This window comes from Pedobacter punctiformis (assembly GCF_027213715.1).
GTDB classification, from domain to species: domain Bacteria; phylum Bacteroidota; class Bacteroidia; order Sphingobacteriales; family Sphingobacteriaceae; genus Pedobacter; species Pedobacter punctiformis.
This window is the reverse complement of the sequence record NZ_JAPWGM010000002.1, coordinates 341,161-359,499: the sequence shown is the minus strand read 5'-3', so window position 1 is coordinate 359,499 and position 18,339 is coordinate 341,161. Positions and strand designations below refer to the sequence as shown.

General features: G+C 36.5%; 19 protein-coding genes. 13 read left to right on the top strand and 6 right to left on the bottom strand.

What is annotated here, in order from left to right; genetic code table 11:
* Positions 1-60: 60 nt before the first annotated feature.
* Genes O0955_RS07405 through fabF form a run of 5 tightly spaced genes read left to right on the top strand, consistent with a single transcriptional unit; the run spans position 61 to position 3,462 of the window.
* Positions 61-648, top strand: a complete 588-nt coding sequence (locus O0955_RS07405; RefSeq protein WP_269426907.1) for a TetR/AcrR family transcriptional regulator — start codon at positions 61-63, stop codon at positions 646-648.
* A gap of 39 nt (positions 649-687) precedes the next feature.
* The gene (locus O0955_RS07400) at positions 688-1,173 is read left to right on the top strand and encodes a PaaI family thioesterase (protein ID WP_269426906.1); all 486 of its coding nucleotides are present in this window, start codon (positions 688-690) and stop codon (positions 1,171-1,173) included.
* Positions 1,174-1,187: 14 nt separating this feature from the next.
* Positions 1,188-1,955: an SDR family oxidoreductase gene (locus O0955_RS07395; RefSeq protein WP_269426905.1), complete on the top strand. Its 768-nt coding sequence runs from the start codon at positions 1,188-1,190 to the stop codon at positions 1,953-1,955.
* 24 nt (positions 1,956-1,979) lie between these two features.
* A complete protein-coding gene (locus tag O0955_RS07390; protein ID WP_269426904.1) occupies positions 1,980-2,210 on the top strand; it encodes a DUF2798 domain-containing protein in 231 nt (76 codons plus the stop codon).
* A 1-nt stretch (position 2,211) separates the two neighbouring features.
* Complete coding sequence (fabF, locus tag O0955_RS07385) at positions 2,212-3,462, top strand: beta-ketoacyl-ACP synthase II (RefSeq protein WP_269426903.1); 1,251 nt, start codon at positions 2,212-2,214, stop codon at positions 3,460-3,462.
* Positions 3,463-3,883: 421 nt separating this feature from the next.
* Here fabF and O0955_RS07380 read toward each other — a convergent pair whose 3' ends face one another.
* Positions 3,884-4,537 carry a YceH family protein gene (locus tag O0955_RS07380; protein WP_269426902.1) on the bottom strand — a complete coding sequence of 218 codons (654 nt, stop codon included), beginning with the start codon at positions 4,535-4,537 and terminating at the stop codon, positions 3,884-3,886.
* A gap of 187 nt (positions 4,538-4,724) precedes the next feature.
* Here O0955_RS07380 and O0955_RS07375 point away from each other — a divergent pair, with 187 nt between their 5' ends.
* The 4 genes from O0955_RS07375 (at position 4,725) to O0955_RS07360 (ending at position 9,618) form a co-directional block, all read left to right on the top strand.
* Positions 4,725-5,348: a (2Fe-2S)-binding protein gene (locus O0955_RS07375; RefSeq protein WP_269426901.1), complete on the top strand. Its 624-nt coding sequence runs from the start codon at positions 4,725-4,727 to the stop codon at positions 5,346-5,348.
* The gene (locus tag O0955_RS07370) at positions 5,345-6,328 is read left to right on the top strand and encodes an FAD binding domain-containing protein (RefSeq protein WP_269426900.1); all 984 of its coding nucleotides are present in this window, start codon (positions 5,345-5,347) and stop codon (positions 6,326-6,328) included. The genes O0955_RS07375 and O0955_RS07370 overlap by 4 nt, the downstream gene beginning before the upstream one ends.
* A complete protein-coding gene (locus O0955_RS07365; RefSeq protein WP_269426899.1) occupies positions 6,328-8,454 on the top strand; it encodes a xanthine dehydrogenase family protein molybdopterin-binding subunit in 2,127 nt (708 codons plus the stop codon). Before O0955_RS07370 ends, O0955_RS07365 begins: the two co-directional genes overlap by 1 nt.
* A gap of 117 nt (positions 8,455-8,571) precedes the next feature.
* Complete coding sequence (locus O0955_RS07360; RefSeq protein WP_269426898.1) at positions 8,572-9,618, top strand: NAD(P)-dependent alcohol dehydrogenase; 1,047 nt, start codon at positions 8,572-8,574, stop codon at positions 9,616-9,618.
* A 50-nt stretch (positions 9,619-9,668) separates the two neighbouring features.
* Here the strand turns inward: O0955_RS07360 and O0955_RS07355 are convergent, their stop codons facing one another.
* From O0955_RS07355 to O0955_RS07340, 4 genes are all read right to left on the bottom strand, one after another.
* On the bottom strand, positions 9,669-10,367 hold the full coding sequence (locus O0955_RS07355; protein ID WP_269426897.1) for a hypothetical protein: 699 nt from the start codon (positions 10,365-10,367) through the stop codon (positions 9,669-9,671).
* 55 nt (positions 10,368-10,422) lie between these two features.
* The gene (locus O0955_RS07350) at positions 10,423-12,021 is read right to left on the bottom strand and encodes a S8 family peptidase (protein WP_269426896.1); all 1,599 of its coding nucleotides are present in this window, start codon (positions 12,019-12,021) and stop codon (positions 10,423-10,425) included.
* Positions 12,022-12,202: 181 nt separating this feature from the next.
* Positions 12,203-12,643, bottom strand: coding sequence for a GNAT family N-acetyltransferase (locus O0955_RS07345; protein ID WP_269426895.1), 441 nt, complete (start codon positions 12,641-12,643; stop codon positions 12,203-12,205).
* Positions 12,644-12,705: 62 nt separating this feature from the next.
* On the bottom strand, positions 12,706-13,197 hold the full coding sequence (locus O0955_RS07340; protein ID WP_269426894.1) for a YajQ family cyclic di-GMP-binding protein: 492 nt from the start codon (positions 13,195-13,197) through the stop codon (positions 12,706-12,708).
* A 76-nt stretch (positions 13,198-13,273) separates the two neighbouring features.
* Between O0955_RS07340 and O0955_RS07335 the strand changes: the two genes are divergently transcribed.
* The 4 genes from O0955_RS07335 (at position 13,274) to O0955_RS07320 (ending at position 17,874) form a co-directional block, all read left to right on the top strand.
* Positions 13,274-13,921, top strand: coding sequence for a hypothetical protein (locus O0955_RS07335; protein ID WP_269426893.1), 648 nt, complete (start codon positions 13,274-13,276; stop codon positions 13,919-13,921).
* Positions 13,922-14,018: 97 nt separating this feature from the next.
* Positions 14,019-16,076: a polyphosphate kinase 1 gene (gene ppk1, locus O0955_RS07330; protein ID WP_269426892.1), complete on the top strand. Its 2,058-nt coding sequence runs from the start codon at positions 14,019-14,021 to the stop codon at positions 16,074-16,076.
* A gap of 1 nt (position 16,077) precedes the next feature.
* On the top strand, positions 16,078-16,968 hold the full coding sequence (locus O0955_RS07325; protein ID WP_269426891.1) for a Ppx/GppA phosphatase family protein: 891 nt from the start codon (positions 16,078-16,080) through the stop codon (positions 16,966-16,968).
* A gap of 48 nt (positions 16,969-17,016) precedes the next feature.
* Positions 17,017-17,874 (top strand): hypothetical protein, encoded by an 858-nt coding sequence (locus O0955_RS07320; protein WP_269426890.1) that lies wholly within the window; start codon positions 17,017-17,019, stop codon positions 17,872-17,874.
* A gap of 101 nt (positions 17,875-17,975) precedes the next feature.
* On the opposite strand, the gene O0955_RS07315 is transcribed toward O0955_RS07320, so the two are convergent.
* Entirely contained in the window at positions 17,976-18,338 is a 363-nt protein-coding gene (locus O0955_RS07315) for a DUF5655 domain-containing protein (protein WP_269426889.1), read from the bottom strand.
* Between the last annotated feature and the right edge of the window lies 1 nt (position 18,339).

Sequence of the window (18,339 nt, the reverse complement as noted above, 5' to 3'; positions counted from 1 at the left end):
TAAAATTATTTGTTTAAATAATACCGATTGGTATATATTTGTGTTGTTATTTAAAACATCATGACCAAGGCAGAAAAAACAAGGCAGTTTATTATAGAGCAAACCGCACCAATCTTTAATATGAAAGGATATGCGGGTACCTCTATGAATGACCTTACCGCTGCTACTGGTTTAACAAAGGGCAGTATTTATGGCAATTTCCTCAATAAAGATGAAGTAGCAATTGCTGCTTTCGATTACAATCTAAGTAATGTGGTTTCAAGGATAGGGGCAGAAATTAACAGAAGAACCAGTACTCAGGATAAATTAATGGTTTATGCAGAAATGTATCATCAGTTTTTGTCTGGTAATTTTGCAAAAGGAGGCTGCCCGATTTTAAATACAGCAATTGATGCTGACGATACCCATCCGGTATTGAGAGAGAAAGTACTGGCAGCGGTATTGGCCTGGAAGAATGGCATAACCAGAATAGCAGAGCAGGGAATTGTTAAAAAGGAGATAAGGGAAGACGAAAATCCGGCGCAAATTGCTTTAACCATTATTGCAATGATAGAGGGGGCAATTATGATTGCACGCCTTACTGAAAAAACGGATTACTGGAATTTAATTATGGACTCTTTAAAAAAATACATCAATAGCATCAGTTAAAATTTTTTAATCTAAAATATACCGATCGGTATTTAAATTATGGAAAGAAGCAAAATAATTACCTGGAAAGACCCGATGGAAGGCGCAAAAGAAGCTCTACAATTAAGCGGGCTCGAATATCTGCAAGCAATGAGCGAAGGGAAATTACCATTACCACCACTGTTGTATACATTAGATTTTACCGTAACCGAGATGAAAGAAGGCGAAGTTGTATTTGAGTTTACTCCTCAGGAATTTCATTATAATCCTATAGGGACGGTACATGGCGGTGTAATATCGGCCATTTTAGACTCAGCGACGGGTTGTTCTTTGCATTCTCTTTTACCTGCAGGGAAAGGTTATACCACACTTGAATTAAAGGTTAATTTCCTTAAAGCGGTAACCATTAAAACAGGATCGTTAAAAACTATTAGTAAAGTGATTAATCTGGGTGGAAGAACTGCTTTGGTTGAAGCTCAGTTGGTTGATGAACATCAAACCATTTATGCGCATGCGGTGAGTACCTGTTTAATCTTAAAATTTTAAAAAATAATATAATCATGAAAACAACAAAAAATACAGTTTTAATTACCGGTGGAAGCGCTGGAATAGGTTTTGAGATTGCAAAACAATTATCGGCTCTGGGTAATCATGTAATTATTACTGGCCGTGATGAGCAACGTTTAAATGCCGCTGCTGCCGGATTAAATAATGTAACGGCCATTCCTTTTGATGTAAGTAAAGCTACTGACATAGATCAGCTGGTTGAACGCATTAAGAGAGAATTCCCTGAATTGAATATTGTGATCAATAATGCTGGTAGAGCCATTCTTCATAACCTTGGCCATCAAAATCAGGATGCAGCAGCAATTGCAGAAGAAGAAATGTTAACCAACTATTTGTCTGTAATTAAACTGAATCAAAAACTCTTATCTGCATTAAAACAACAGGAAGAAGCGGCAATAGTAAATGTTTCTTCTATTGTAGCCTTTGTTCCGGGAATTAGTTTGCCAACTTACGCCGCAAGTAAAGCCGCATTACATTCTTACAGCATTTCTTTAAGATTAAGCCTTGAAAATACAGCCATTAAAGTTTTTGAATTAATGCCGCCATTGGTGAATACAGAACTTTCAAAAGAAATAGGGGGACACAATGGAATTCATCCTTCGGCAGTAGCTGACGATTTAATTAAAGCTTTAGAAAATAATGAGTACGAAATCAGGGTTGGTGATACAGAAACAATATATAACTTGTTTCGTTCTTCACCCGCTGATGCACTGAATGTTATGAATGCAAACAGAGCCGAATGGGTAGAATCTGTTAAGTAATCAATTTAAATTTATAGCAGGAATATGAAGAAAAAACTGGCCTTTGCGTTAATTATGGGTATTTTTACCACCGGAATTATAACGGGTTCGGTAATCGCTGCCAATCTTGGCTTTATTAATAATTTTATTAAGATATGGCTGAGGTCATGGGCAATTGCTTATGTAATCGTAATTCCTGCTATACTTATTATTGGTCCTAAAATTCAAAAATTGGTCGATTATTTATTTAAGAATACCGGCCTGAAACAAAATTAAAATGAAACGAGTAGTTATTACCGGGTTGGGTGCAATAACGCCATTGGGAAACCACGTTAACGATTTCTGGCAGAATATTATTGCCGGAAAAAACGGCGTAGGTCCAATCACAAAATTTGATACCGATAAATTTAAAACCAAATTTGCCTGTGAGGTTAAAGACTTTGATGCAGAGGCTTACATGGATAAAAAAGAACTGAGAAAGTTTGATTTATTTACCCAATATGCCATTGCCTCAACAGATCAGGCCATTCAGGATGCAGGGCTTGATTTTGCTGGAATGAACGATGATCAGCTTGCAGAAGTTGGTGTAATCTGGGCCACCGGAAATGGAGGGATAGGTACTTTTGAAGCACAGCTGGAAGAATTTCACGCAGGTGATGGTACGCCACGATTTAGCCCTTTCTTTATCCCGAAAATGATCGTGGATATTGCAGCCGGAGCCATTTCAATCCGCCATAAATTACGCGGTCCAAATTATTGTACGGTTTCTGCCTGTGCTTCTTCCAATACGGCCATTATTAGCGCTTTTGATACCATTCGCTTAGGAAAAGCAAATATTATGATTGCAGGAGGATCTGAAGCGGCTTTAACGAAGTCTTCTGTTGGTGGTTTTAATGCCGCTCAGGCTTTATCCAAAAGAAATGATGATCCTGAAACAGCTTCAAGACCATTTGACGCAGAAAGAGATGGTTTTGTAATGGGTGAAGGCGCCGGAGCATTGATTTTAGAGGATCTGGAACATGCTTTGCAGCGTGGCGCAACAATATATGCTGAAATTATTGGTGGCGGGATGGCCGGTGATGCTTATCATTTGACCGGCACACCTCCTAATGGAATTGGTGCAGTACTGGGCATGAAAAAAGCTTTAAGCGATGCCGGAATCTCTGCTGATAAAATCGATTATATTAATGCCCATGCCACTTCTACAGGTTTAGGTGATTTAAGTGAGTTAACAGCTATAAATGCAATTTTTGGAGATTTACCGGTGGCCATTGGTGCCTCTAAATCTCAAACAGGCCATTTATTAGGTGCCGCAGGTGCTGTAGAAAGTATTATTAGTATCCTTTCTATTCGTGATGGCATTATCCCGGGAGTAATTAATACCACTAAGCTGGATGAGAAAATTCCGGCCGGATTAAATATTATTTTGGGTAAATCTGTTAAACAGGAAATCAATTATGTTTTAAATAACACTTTTGGTTTTGGCGGACATACTGCAAGTACCATTTTTAAGAAATACGAAGCCTAAAAAATAATGGATTTATAGTGCTCAGGGTTTTCGGGTACTATAAATCCAGCTTAATTTCGTTACCCCGAATTATTTCGGGGTTCGTCTAAATTTATTAGTGGCTTAAAACGATACTCAGGATCCCTCGGGAAGCTCAGGATGTATAGAAGGTATTTTTTATACCCGACAAGGCCAAAGCACTGTTTCTACGTTTTTCTTAAATCCGGCATAACAAATTTTTGGGAAGGTAATGTCCAGGCCTATGCAGTAACTTAAATACAAAAATTTTAAGCCGGCAACTTTGCTTCTTTGGTTGCCCAAAGAAGAGAAACCAATTATTTATTCATCCCGAATTATTTTTGGGTTATCTTAAGTTTATTTAAGAACTAAAGAGATTCTTCGTTCCTCAGAATGACAAATTATCTCATAAAAGCTATATATACTATTTATTCATTAAAAGATTCACCAGCTCCTTTAATTCTTCCACCTCTTGCTCCAGTTTAACTAAACGGTTTTCAAGCGCTTCATTAGGCTGAAAAACAGCTACAGATTGTTGTTCTGCAACAACATTTGCATCGTTTTCTACAAATTCGCCAAGCAAATGGATAAAACGTGCTTCTTTTTGCCCCGGTTTTTTAACTAATTGTTTAACAAAAGATGTTTCATCATCAGCCAGTTTTTGCAATTGTTCTAAAACTTCTTCAATGCTTTCAAATTCATATAATCTGCCCGAGTTGCTGTTAATTTCTCCGGGCGTTAAAGGTCCGCGTAAAAGTAGCAGGCAAATAATGGCCAATTCCGAAGGAAGTAAAGGATAAACAATGGCTAAATTGTGTTTATATTTAGTTGCCCGGCTTGATCCTCCCGTTGCGGTAGAAATTAAACCTTTAATTTTCAACTGATTTAAAGTTAAGGTAACTGTTTCTTCATCATAATTTACAACAGGATACCTCGAACTTTTTTGATTACATGCAGCAGTTAAGCCGTTAAGGGTCATTGGATAATAATCGGGCGTTGTTCTGCTCTTTTCAATTAACGATCCTAAAACACGCTGCTCTTCTGCTGATAATTCGGGTAGTGGTTTTGCTTGCTCCATTTGCTAAAAATATACATTGAAAGCACATTATAAAAATTATTTTAAATATTAAATCATTTTATGCTTCAAGCTCGAAAGTGGTTTCGTTTCTTCCTTATTAGAATTATTCTAAATTTCTGGTTTTCTGTATTATTCGCCACCAATTCACGAACTTAGAAGAAGTATCCAATCATTACAACTACAATTTATGCAATCTTCTGATCCGAATCAAAATCAGGGTGATAGCCGGCGTAATTTTCTTAAGAAAAGTACAATCATTGCTGCTGTTGCTTTAACACCTTCTGCTGCAGTTAAGGCTGCAGAAAATGGGGTTGACGAACGTTTCGCGGAACTTTTTGAAAAGATCCCGCTTAATCTTACTGTTAATAACAAGGCCTATACGGCGTCTGTTGAGCCCAGGGTTACTTTGCTTGATTTATTAAGAGAAGAACTCCATTTAACGGGAACTAAAAAAGGTTGTGATCATGGGCAATGTGGTGCTTGTACGGTTCATGTGGATGGCATACGTGTAAATTCGTGTTTAAGCCTGGCTGTGACGAATGAGGGCAAGAAAATTACCACCATTGAAGGTTTAGCAGAAGGAGATGAACTGCATCCCATGCAAAAGGCTTTTATTAAACACGATGGTTTTCAGTGTGGTTATTGTACACCCGGACAAATTATGTCGGCAGTTGCCTGTATTAAAGAAGGACATGCAAATTCAAGGGCCGAAATTAGGGAATATATGAGTGGAAATATTTGTCGTTGTGGTGCTTATCCTAATATAGTTGATGCTATTGTTGAAGTAAAAGAAGGAGGAGCAAAGTTATGATCAACTTTCAATACCTTAGAACAACCAGTGCAAAATCAGCCATTGCTTTATTGCTGAAAGATAAGCGCTCAAAATTTATTGCCGGTGGAACAAACCTGATTGACCTGATGAAAAGAGGTGTACTGGCACCTGAAAAACTGATCGATATTAATCATGTACCGCTCAAACAGATACAACAAATAGGCGATAAAATTCATATTGGTGCCCTGGCTTCGAATTCTGCGGTAGCTGATCATCCTTTAATTAAAGAAAAACTGCCTTTATTATCCATGGCTTTGCAAGCTGGTGCATCTGCTCAATTAAGAAACGTAGCTACGGTTGGTGGTAATATGCTTCAAAAAACAAGATGTGGCTATTTTTATGATACAGAAATGCCTTGTAACAAAAGGCAACCTGGAACTGGTTGTGGAGCGATAGAAGGTTTTAACCGGATGCATGCTATTTTTGGCACTTCGCCACAATGCATCGCCGTTCATCCAAGCGATATGTGTATCGCTTTAGCTGCACTTGATGCCTTAGTGGTGATAGCCAATGCCAAAACAGAAAGGAAAATAGCTTTTGCAGATTTTCATCGTTTACCGGGCGATACGCCACATCTGGACCACAACCTGAAGCCGGATGAGCTGATTATCAGGGTAGAAATTCCAGTTAATGCACTGAATAAAAACGTTCATTACCTTAAAATCCGTGACCGTGCCTCTTATGCATTCGCCTTGGTTTCTGTAGCTGCCGCTTTTGAGATGCGGGATAATAAAATAAATACCATTCGGTTGGCTATGGGTGGGGTGGCGCATAAGCCATGGAGATTAACAGCAGCCGAAAACTTTTTAAAAGGCAAAGAAGCAAACGTTCAGAATTTTGAAGAAGCAGCCAAACTGGCTATGATTGGTGCTAAAGGTTTCGGCGAGAATGATTTTAAATTGAAACTGGCTCCCAACGCAATTATCGAAGCTTTAACCCTTGCAAAAACTAAAGCCTAATGGAAAATCTATTTTTTAAGGACGATAACGATCGTGTTGATGGCATATTTAAAGTAACGGGCAAAGCTAAATACTTTGCAGAGTATGAATTGCCCGGCTTAACCTATGGGGTATTGGTTACCAGTACAGTAACCAAAGGTAAAATAACTTCGTTAGATACGAAAGCTGCTGAAAAGGCGCCGGGTGTTATAGCCGTTGTATCTCATTTAAATAAACCTTCGGCACCGCTTTACGAACAGGAAGGCGGCTCGCCAATGAAGATTTTTTATACCAACCAGGTTTTTTATAATGGTCAGCCTATAGCCATTGTGGTTGCAAATACCTTTGAAAGAGCAACTTATGCAGCATCTTTGGTTAAAGCAACCTACGAAAAGGAAGATTTTAACACCGATTTTGAAAAAGCCTTGGCAGATCCGAAGGCGAAAAAGCTTCAGGGGCAACCCAATTATAAAAGAGGAATAGAAAATGCTTATAAAACAGCTGATGTACAGGTAGAGCAGCGTTATGTATTGCCAATTGAAACCCATAATCCTATGGAACTTCATGGTATTATAGCCGATTGGAAACCTGCAGATCGGGTAACGGTTTATGCCAAAACGCAAGGGGTAAAGGCAACCCAAAATACCATTGCCAATGTTTTCAAAATCCCGGCAGAAAATATTCAGGTTAATTCTGAATTTGTGGGTGGCGGTTTTGGAATGGCTTTAAGAACCTGGCCACTTGAAATTGCAACCGTAATGGCTTCAAAACATATTGGTAAACCCGTTAAACTGGTCATTACCCGGATGCAGATGTTTACCATGGTGGGCAACAGGCCAGCAGCCATTCAAAAAGTAGGATTGGGTGCAACAAAAGAAGGTAAGTTAACCGGAATTACACATACTGCCTTCGGAGAAAGTTCTGTTTATGAAAACTTTACTGAAGGTGTGGTTAACATGGCCAAATTTATGTATCAGTGCGATAATGTAAATACGGCTTATACCATTGTTCCGGTTGATTTGGGCGTACCAATTTGGATGCGTGGCCCGGGTGAAGCAACTGGTGCTTTTGCACTGGAAAGTGCTATTGATGAAATGGCACATGCATTAGATATGGATCCACTTGATTTTAGGATCATGAACGACCCGGAAACAGACCAGCAAAGAAATAAACCTTTCTCCAGTAAAAATATTAAGGAAGCCTATAAACTTGGCGCTGAAAAAATAGGCTGGAGCAACAGAAAAAATAAGCCTGGAAGTTTGGTAGAAGGGCCGTGGCAAACCGGTTATGGTGTAAGTGTGGGTGTATTTAATGCTAATCGTGGAAAAGCAAGTGTTAAAGGCATTTTAAAAGCCGATGGAAGCTTGGTATTGCAAAGTGCAACCAGTGATATTGGCCCGGGAACAGGTACCGGAATGACTTTAATCGCGAATAAACTGATGGATATCCCGGTTAATAAAATCACTTTTGAATTAGGCGATTCATCGCTGCCTCCGGCACCAAGCCAGGGCGGTTCCGCAACGCTTTCTACCATAGGTTCTGCCGTTAATGATGTTTGCCTATCCCTAAAATCAACTATTGCAGAACTGGCAGCCAATTCAAATATGGATGCTACTTCTAATTTTGTGGATGTACTCCGGAAAAATAATTTACCATCTATTGAAGTAACTAAAGAAAGTCAGGCCGGAAAAGAACGGGATAATTATTCTATGTATTCTTTTTCGATTCACTTTGTACAGGTAAAAGTGAATAACCTGACGGGTGTTGTAAAAGTGAGTAAAATTGTCTCTGTAGGTGATTCTGGTAAAATTATAAGCCCAAAAACTGCCCGTAGCCAAATGATTGGTGGCGCGGTAGGTGGCATAGGTATGGCGCTAACTGAAGAAGCTGTTATTGATCATCGCTTTGGGCGTTACATTAACAACAACTTTGCTGATTACCATGTTCCGGTACATGCCGATGTTCCACAAATTGATGTCATATTTATAGATAAGCCCGATCCGATTATTAATCCAATGGGTGCAAAAGGAATGGGCGAAATTGCGTTAATAGGATTTTCTGCGGCAGTTGCAAATGCTGTTTTCAATGCTACAGGTAAAAGAATCAGGACTTTACCAATAACACCGGATAAAATACTGGCCGGATAAAATTCTTGTGAGAAAAATAAAATCAACATTTTTTACATTATATAAACCTTTTGAAGGTGGTTTGATTTTTCCATTAAGAAGATGTTTGCATAGCTTTGTTAAAACAAAAAAATAAATATGATAGCTGCAAAAGGATATGCTGTTCACAGCCAAACTGATAAATTGGCTCCATGGAATTTCGAAAGAAGAAACGTTGGACCTAAAGATGTATTAATTGAAATATTATTTAGCGGAATTTGCCATTCTGATATTCACCAGGTAAGAAGTGAATGGGGCCCTGCTAAATATCCAATGGTTCCGGGACACGAAATTGTAGGTCGTATTACGGAGGTAGGATCAGCAGTTTCTAAATTTAAAGCAGGTGATCTTGCTGGTATCGGTTGTATGGTGGATAGCTGTAAAGAATGTCCAACCTGTCAGGGCGGTCAGGAACAGTTCTGCGAAAAGGGAGAAACCGTTTGGACATATAATAGTGTTGAACGCGATAAAGTAACTCCAACATATGGAGGTTATTCAAACAAAATTGTTTGTACAGAAGAATTTGTAGTAAAAGTTTCTGATAAATTACCATTAAGTGGTGTTGCACCATTACTATGTGCCGGTATTACTACTTATTCGCCGATTAAAAGATGGGGTATTAATAAAGGACATAAAGTTGCAGTTTTAGGTTTAGGTGGTTTAGGACATATGGCCGTTAAATTTGCTGTAGCTTTTGGTGCTGAGGTAACTGTTTTAAGTACTTCGCCATCTAAAGAGCAGGATGCAAAAAAACTGGGTGCACATAATTTCGTCGTAACTAAAAACCCGGATGAGTTAAAAAAATATGCTAAATATTTCGACTTTATCCTGGATTCTGTTTCTGCACCGCACGATTATGAAATGTATTTTAAATTATTAAATGTAAATGGTGTTCACATTTGCGTAGGTATTCCGCCGGTGCCAATTCAATTCCCGGGTTCGGCTTTAATGAGTGGTAACAGGGCTTTAACTGCATCAAGTATTGGTGGTATTGAAGAAACACAGGAAATGCTTGATTATTGTGCAGAACATGGTATCGTTTCTGAGGTAGAAGTGATTAACATCAATTACGTAAACGAAGCTTATGAAAGAGTTTTAGGCAGCGATGTTAAATACCGATTCGTAATTGATATGGCTACAGTTTAATTTAATTCAGGTTTTTTAAAGAAATAAAGGCGAGCCATTTAGGTTCGCCTTTATTGTTTACTATTTATTTGCTCAATATTTCTATCCAGTCTATCAAATATTACCTTTTCAGGTTCATAATCATTATTTGGTTTCCAATGCTCCTCAGTTTGTATCACATCCTGCTTAATAGTTGTTTTCGAACTCAATAAAACACCTTTTCTATTATCTTCTGATGGATTAAACGATTTCACTTTCCCTAAATAAGTTTCCATCATTTTAGGTATTTCATTAAAACCTTTAGCTTCATCATCGATCAAAATTTTATTTGTATTCTTTATTGCGGTTGGAAAAATTCTATTGAGCCACCATGGATTTTCAGACAAAGTTTGAACTGGTGGTTTTGTTAAATGAAAGATATATTGTGCCCGATCATCACTATTATAATTTCTGAAAATTACGGTTTCAATGGAATCCCAGGAAATTAATTGAGTGATATCAAAAAGAGGTCTTTTATAAAGAATGCCATCATGATCAAATGATAAGCTTTTTTGTCGTTCGGTTTGCTTCTTTATCGTTTTTTCAGAAATGCTAAATCCAAATATTAAATCATAAAGTACCAAAGAAGGGATTAAGAAAAAAAGTACAGAAACTAAATAGGCCCCAATAATCTTAACCTCCTGTCTGATCATAAAAAATGTTAAGCCTAAGCCAACCAGTATAAAAAGGACAAGAATTAATTTAACGATTAAGAGCGGATTTATTTTCATGTTTTAGTATGTGCGCCAGTTGTTTAAACCGACGCACAACTTTTATGTTTTAATTTTATTTGTAAGTAGCTGCTAATTTTAAAGCATTATAAGCATTTACAATACCACCGCTAATACATAAATCAGAGAATGGAACAGAAACTTTTGGAGCATCATCACCTTCACCTTTTTTGTATTCTACATTGTGGTTAACTTTTACAACAGATTTAACGATAATTTCTTTTACCTGTGCCGCTGTAAGTTTAGGATAATAAGAACGAATTAATCCGGCTAAACCTGCAACAACAGGAGAGGCCATACTCGTTCCATCCAAATATTTGTATTTAGAACCCGGTACAGTAGAATAAATCTGTACACCCGGCGCAAAAACATCAACTTGCGTTTTACCGAAGTTAGAGAAGCTTGCTTTTAATGTTTCATCATCTTTTGGTCCTGAAGCACCAATAGTAATCCATGAAGCAATGGTTTTAGCATCTAAATCTTTATGGTTAGGGAAATTATTTTCAGTATCAATGTCTTTATTTTCGTTTCCGGCCGCCTGTACAATAAGCACATCTTTGGATACAGCATATTTCATTGCTTCATTAACAACAGCTTTATCCCAGGTATATGGTTTACCAAAGCTCATGTTTATTACTTTAGCACCGTTATCAACCGCATAACGAATGGCGTTTGCAACATCTTTATCGCGTTCGTCACCATTAGGCGTACAACGCACACCCATAATGGCTACGTTATCCGCAACGCCCATAATACCTAGCTGGTTGGTTCTGTCTGCAGCAATAATACCTGCAACGTGAGATCCATGCATGGCATCAGGTCCGGCTACATCATTATTTCCGTAAAATTTTTCTTTACTATTGTTTGGATCATCACCAACGATACTGCGAGGATTGTAATCTAAATTTAAATTATAGTTAGCCTGTCTGCTGTAGTAATCAAACCCTTCAACAATCTGGTCTTCGTAAAAATCTTTGAACGACATTTGCTTTAACGGCTCAGCCAATGCAGCTTGTAATCTGCCTTCAATTTCAGTAGTTGGTTTATAATTGGCAAAATCTTCTGCTGTTGGGTTTTCTTTACCCATTTTTTTTACCAGATTATCCAGCGCATTTTTAAAACCCGTAATTCCACTCAAATTTGCTTTTGCTTCACCTAATTGTTTTTCTAAGTCCGCTCTTCTGGCTTTAAAAGTATCAAAATCCTTTTTATCCTTTTCTGCAACATTTGCATCTGTAGTGTTGGCAAATCTAGCCTGATCACGACGAACCAAACGGGTTAATTCCAGTGTTTCAAAATTAACAGATTCTTTTGGACCACCAATAAAGTTCCATCCGTTAATGTCATCGATGTAACCATTTTTATCATCATCTACTCCATTGCCAGCCACTTCTTTGGTATTCACCCACATAATTCTTTTCAAGTCCTCATGTTGCGCCTCAACACCACCATCATTTACCGCAACAATAACTTTAGTCGATTTTTTACCCTTAAGAAGTTCTTTGTATGCTTTATCTGTACTGATACCAAAAATAGTATCGGTTTTAAGATCAAGATTTTGCCAGTTTGGTCTTTGCTGAGCCATTCCCAGAAATGGCATGGCACCAATAGCTGCCACAGTAAGCAGCGATTTTAAAAAATTATTCTTATTCATTTATGTTCTTTTGTATTAAACGCCGAAATATAATTTTAATTTTTTTAAATAGTGAAAATCTCTTTAAAAAGATGATTTATATCTGTTTAAATAAAAATCATTGAATATAATAAAGCCTGAATCTATTGAGTATTCAGGCTTTATTATATTCTGTAGACACTTTATAGTTTAACTATGCTTCTTAATCTGCATCGTATGGATTTTCAACAACAATAGCCATCAGTCTTTCCGGGTTTTTCACCGGTTTAAATCCAAATTGCTTATATAGGCCATGTGCATCCAAAGTGCCTAATCTGTAACTTCTTAATCCTTTCAAATCCGGGTGAAAGATCATAAAAGACATCAGTTTTTTAGATAATCCCAAACCTCTATAATCTGTTTCCACATAAACATCGCAAAGCCAGGCAAATGTAGCACAATCAGTTACCCAACGGGCAAAACCAACTTGTTTAGCATTTTGATAAATTCCAAAACAAAGCGAATTTTCAATAGATTTTTTAACAGTTTCAAAAGGGATATTTTTAGCCCAGTAAGATTCTTTACTCAAATACCGATGAATGACATTTATATCCAAAAGTGATTTGTCATCTGAAAAAACAAAGCCATTTTCACTTATTTCCATTTTTAGATTTGGTTATTGCAGAACTGTCAATAAATTGTTATAACTTACAGTTAAACAGATGGTTAGTTGCGCATGTTAATATATTGCAAGGGCTGTCCGAAATCTTCATTACGACAAAGATTAATAACCGCCTGTAAATCGTCGATTTTCTTTGCAGTTACCCTAACCTGATCATCCATAATAGATGGCTGAACCTTTAAACCACTGGCTTTAATTTTAGCAACCACTTTTTTAGCAGCTTCTTTATCTAAACCTTCTTTAATGCTAATTTCCTTCCGGATCATGTTTCCTGAAGCCTGGTGCTCGTCTCCAAAATCAAGACTTTTAGGATCCAGATTTTGTTTCATCATCCGGGAAATAATAGAACCTTCAATTGCTTTTAAGCGCATATCATCCTCGGTAACAATGGTTACTACATTTGTTTTTTTATCCAGATCGATGGTACTTTTTGAACCGTTAAAATCGAAACGGTTTAAAATTTCCTTTTTCGCATTATTAATTGCGTTGTCAAGGGTTTGGGCATCAACTTTACTTACAATATCAAAAGAAGGCATGGTTTTAGCTTTAAAGTAAAAAAATAAGTAGATTTAAGAGAATTTAAATCCATCTCACAAAAAAACGAAAAATATTATGAAAACCACTAAAACCAAGTCTCAAAAAAAACCGGGGAAAAAAGCGATAAAAAAGGAATTAGAGCAATCCATCACCAGTCAGTTTTTGGATGTAATAAAGAGTTTAGGTCATGATGTTTCTGAAATTAGTACTGAAGTGGCTAAGGCAAGTAAAAGAGTTGCCAGAAAATTATCTAAAAAGTTTAGTTCAGTTAAAGATGCGGTTGGAAATAAAATAGATGATTTAAAGCCAGCAGTTAAAAAAGAGAAAAAAGCGGTAAAAAAAGTAGCGGATAAAACCGTAAATAGAGCAAAGAAAACATTAACAAAAGCGGAAAAAACTGTAGAAAAAGTGGTTAAAAAAGCTGTTTCCAATGCTAAACCAGTGGTGCAAAGTGTAAGAGTTAAAGCCATTGCTACAGAACAAAAAGCCGAAAAGATTTTATCTAAGCCTGTAAGTAAGACTGCAGCAGTTGTTAAAAAGGTAGCCGGCAGCGCAGCAACAAAGACTGCTCCGGTAAAAAAGGCCATAGTTAAAACCATAACTCCGGCAGCAAAAGCAACTCCAGCTAAAAAAGTTGTACCTAAAACTACAACAACTGCAAAACCTGTTGTTAAAGCAGCAACTGCTGTTAAAAAAACAGTTAAACCAACCGTTAAAAAGTAGATTTGTTAATATTAATGTCGATGAATTAACATCAATTTAACAAATTAATATGCAGCTTTGAGCATCCCTGTTTATGCAGGGATTTTTATTTTTTTAAATGAGCAAAAAGAGGATTCCATTTTTTAATCGCGAAATCAGTTGGTTATATTTTAATGAACGTGTACTTCAGGAAGCTGCTGATGAAAGCGTGCCACTAATTGAGCGGATAAAATTTCTTTCTATATTTTCTTCCAATCTGGAAGAGTTTTATCGTGTGCGTGTAGCCACCATGACGCGGTTGACAAACCTTAATGAAAAAGCAAAAGCGTTGCTTGGCTTTAATCCGAAAAAGATTCTTAATGAAATTAAAAATATAGTTGTCAAACAAGAACGTAAATTCGATCAGCTTTTCCAGGCGACTTTAATAAACGAACTTGCCCAAAACCGTATTTTTATTTTAAATGATACCCAGCTGAATGTAAGCAGGGGTGAGTTTGTAAGAAATCATTTCAGGGATAAGATTTTATCCAATCTGGTTCCGATTATGCTGGATATGGATAAACCTTTTCCGGAGTTAAAAGACCGCTATTTATATTTCTTTGTGAAATTATCCCGAAAGGACAATAAGGTTAAAGAAAAATATGCGCTGATTGAAATTCCGCCAAGTTTGCCAAGGTTTTTGGTTTTACCCGAAACAAATGATTTAAAATTTATCATTTTGGCAGAAGATATTATTCGTTACAGTTTGGACGATATTTTCTACGTATTTACTTATGATCATCTGGAAGCCTATTCAATTCAGTTAACCCGCGATGCGGAGCTGGATATTGATAAAAACATCAACGATAAATTTATAGAAGATTTAAAAAGCAGTTTAGAAAAGCGAAAAAAGGGTAAACCCATGCGTTTACTTTACGATTCGGCTATGCCGCTGAATATGTTAACAGTGTTGGTTAACAAACTCAAACTGGAAGCAGAAAGTTTAATCCCCGGCAACAGATACCACAAGTTTGGTGATTTTATTTCCTTTCCGAATGTCGGCGGTAAAAACCTGGAATATACACCTAATGTGCCTTTAAAAGTACACGGTTTACACCGTACAGAAAGTATTTTCAATAAGATTGCACACCGCGATTACCTGGTTAATTTGCCGTATCAATCTTACGATTATATTATTCTTTTCCTTCGGGAAGCCGCGATTGATCCGAAAGTTACAGAAATACAAATTACATTATATCGACTTGCTGAAAATTCGAAAGTAATTAATGCATTGATTAATGCCGCTAAAAACGGTAAAAATGTTTCAGTTTTACTGGAATTGAAAGCACGTTTTGACGAGCAGGCCAATATATTTTGGACTGGCCGCCTAATGGAAGAAGGGGTTAAGGTAAATTATGGCTTAACGGATTATAAAGTACACTCAAAAATCTGTTTAGTTAAGCGAATAGAAAAAGATAAACCGGTTTATTATGCAAACTTAGCTACGGGTAATTTTAATGAGAAAACTGCTGGTTTATATTGCGACCATAGTATTTTTACAGCCAAAAAAGAAATAACCAACGATTTGGTTAAGCTTTTTGATGCATTGAGCAAACGTACAGTTACGAAAGGGTTTAAACACTTAATTGTTTCTCCGCTGGAAAGCAGATCTAAACTAGTGAGTTTTATAAACCGCGAAATCCGCAACGCTAAACAAGGAAAACTTGCCTATATTTTATTAAAAGTAAATAGCCTCGCTGATGAAGGCATTATTGCAAAACTTTATGAAGCCAGTAATGCAGGCGTTAAAATTCAGTTAATTATCAGAGGAATTTGTTGTTTGGTGCCTGGCGTAAAAGGCTTTAGCGAAAACATTACTGCCATTAGCATTATTGATAAATTTTTGGAACATGCAAGGGTTTATATTTTCAGTAATAACGCAAAAAACGATATGTACCTTTCTTCGGCTGATTTAATGAGCCGGAATTTTGAACACCGTGTAGAGGTTGGTTTTCCAGTGCTTGACCCTGATGTTAAGCAGGAGATACAGGACATCATCGATTTGCAATTGCAGGACAATACCAAATCGCGTCAAATTAATTCTTTAAACAATAATAAATATCATAAAAACAGATTAAGTAAAAAAATACGGGCGCAAATTGATATTTATAACTACCTAAAAACCAAGCATCAATAATATGTTACGATACGCTGCCATAGATATCGGTTCGAACGCCGTGAGGTTACTCATCGCTGATATCAGTAAACAAGACGGAAAATACAAATACAAAAAAAATACATTAATCAGGGTGCCACTTCGTTTGGGTGACGATGCTTTTTTAAATCAAAATATTTCCGCCAGAAAATCGTCAGAATTAGTTAAAACAATGACGGCTTTTAAAAATTTGATGGATGTTTATAATGTTTCAGAATATTTAGCCTGTGCAACTTCGGCTATGCGTGAAGCACAAAACGGAAGCGAAATTGTAAAATTAATTAAAGCAGAAACTGACCTTGATCTTGAAATTATTGAGGGGCAGCGTGAGGCAAATATCATTTATGCCAACCATATAGAAGAGGATCTTGATGAAAATAAAACCTATTTATATATTGATGTTGGTGGCGGCAGTACAGAACTTTCTGTTTTTGTAAAAGGGGTGCCTGAGGCCTCAAGATCATTTAATATTGGTACCATCCGTATGCTCGATAATCAGGATAAAGAAGAAACCTGGGAGGAGATGAAAGTTTGGGTAAAAGAAAATACCAAAGGCTATAAGCAGCTTGCCGGAATTGGAACGGGTGGTAACATCAATAAACTTTTCCGGATGTCTGATGAAAAGGAAAATGCGCCGCTTTCGCTTCAAAAGTTAAATGCAATGTATAACCGTTTAACTAGTTATTCATTAAAAGAACGCATAAACGATTTGGGTTTGAATCCTGACCGTGCGGATGTAATTATTCCGGCATGTGAAATCTATTTAACCTTAATGAAATGGACCGGGATTAAACAAATTTATGTGCCTAAAGTAGGCATGGCTGATGGAATTATTAAGTTATTGATTGAAGAGAATTTAGGAAATGTAGAGTAATTCTTTTATAATATTTAAAATTCACCTATAAAAAGCGGAATTGCAATTATGCAATGCCCCAAAAAGTTAGACGCTTTCTGGGAGCAGTACATTGATCATATTCCGCTTTTTGTTTTAATAAGCGGTCATCCGAATACGCTGATTATTATTCTACCGTTCTTTTTAAGAAAATATTTATTCAAATACCCCATGAGTGGTATTGACAAAGCTTTAATATTTAGGGAATTTAGATTAATATTTCTAACTAAAAAGACTGCTATGCCACTAGAAAAAAAAGTACAAGAGTTAATTGAAAAAATTAATTCAGGAAAATTAAAAGAACATTTAGATTCTTTAAATGGGAGTGACTATGGATTATATATTCCTGTTTATGTAGATGGAAATACGGTCAAGCCAATGCTTGAAGGTTATTCACAGACTGAAAAAGATTTAGTAGTTTCAGTCGGTAAAAAGGAAGACGATGTTTTGAATGATGCCAAACCGGTTGCATGGTTTGGAAACAAAAACGGAAAAGATTCAAAATGTGATCACGGCAAGACTGCAACATGTAGGCATTGTACTGGGCATGAAGCAAAATGCAGGCATTGTACACATCAAAAGGGAAAAATCGGTGAAGCTTTTAAAGCTCCAAAGTTAGACTATGATTCAGTAATTAAAGAATTAGATGACAAAAAGGACATTTTGAATAATCTTGCAAAAGAAGATTTTGGATTGACATTATTACATGGACATAGTGATGAGCATATGTTTACTAAATTGCCAGAAGGATATGTTTCTGTTATTACGGATGGGGTAACTTCATTTGAAAAAGAAGATGAGATTATTAATAATCAATCGTTTGTGCCAAATATGTGGAGATCAATTAATGGTAAGCTTAAGATCGCAGGTGGTTATTTGCTATCCTAAAATAAAGAAAACTATTATATATTACATGATATTTAGAAAAAGAAGCTTTTCTAGACGTTTGGGAATTTATCAAAATATGCTTCGAACTTTTGAAAGCTATATTAATTGTTCTTATAACTGTAAGCCATTTTCATAAAGCTTTTAACTTCATCATTGATATCTTCTTTAAAATAAATTCTTAAATGATGATTAAATTGATTGGTATTTGGAACCTGAGCAATTTTTATGAAACATAAATTATCTTCATAAGGTCTGTCGAACTGAAAGACAACATGAATAAAATTTTTGCCAACCTGTGTTAAATAAGCCATTTTATGCAGGCCTTCAATAGCAATCATGCTTTTGGTAGATTGCAGATTAATTTTACCGACCTTTTCAAATTCAGTAATAAAAAAACGGAATAGCGATAACGCATATTCCGTTTTTCCATTTAACAAGCCTGATAAATCTAATCCTTCAGACATT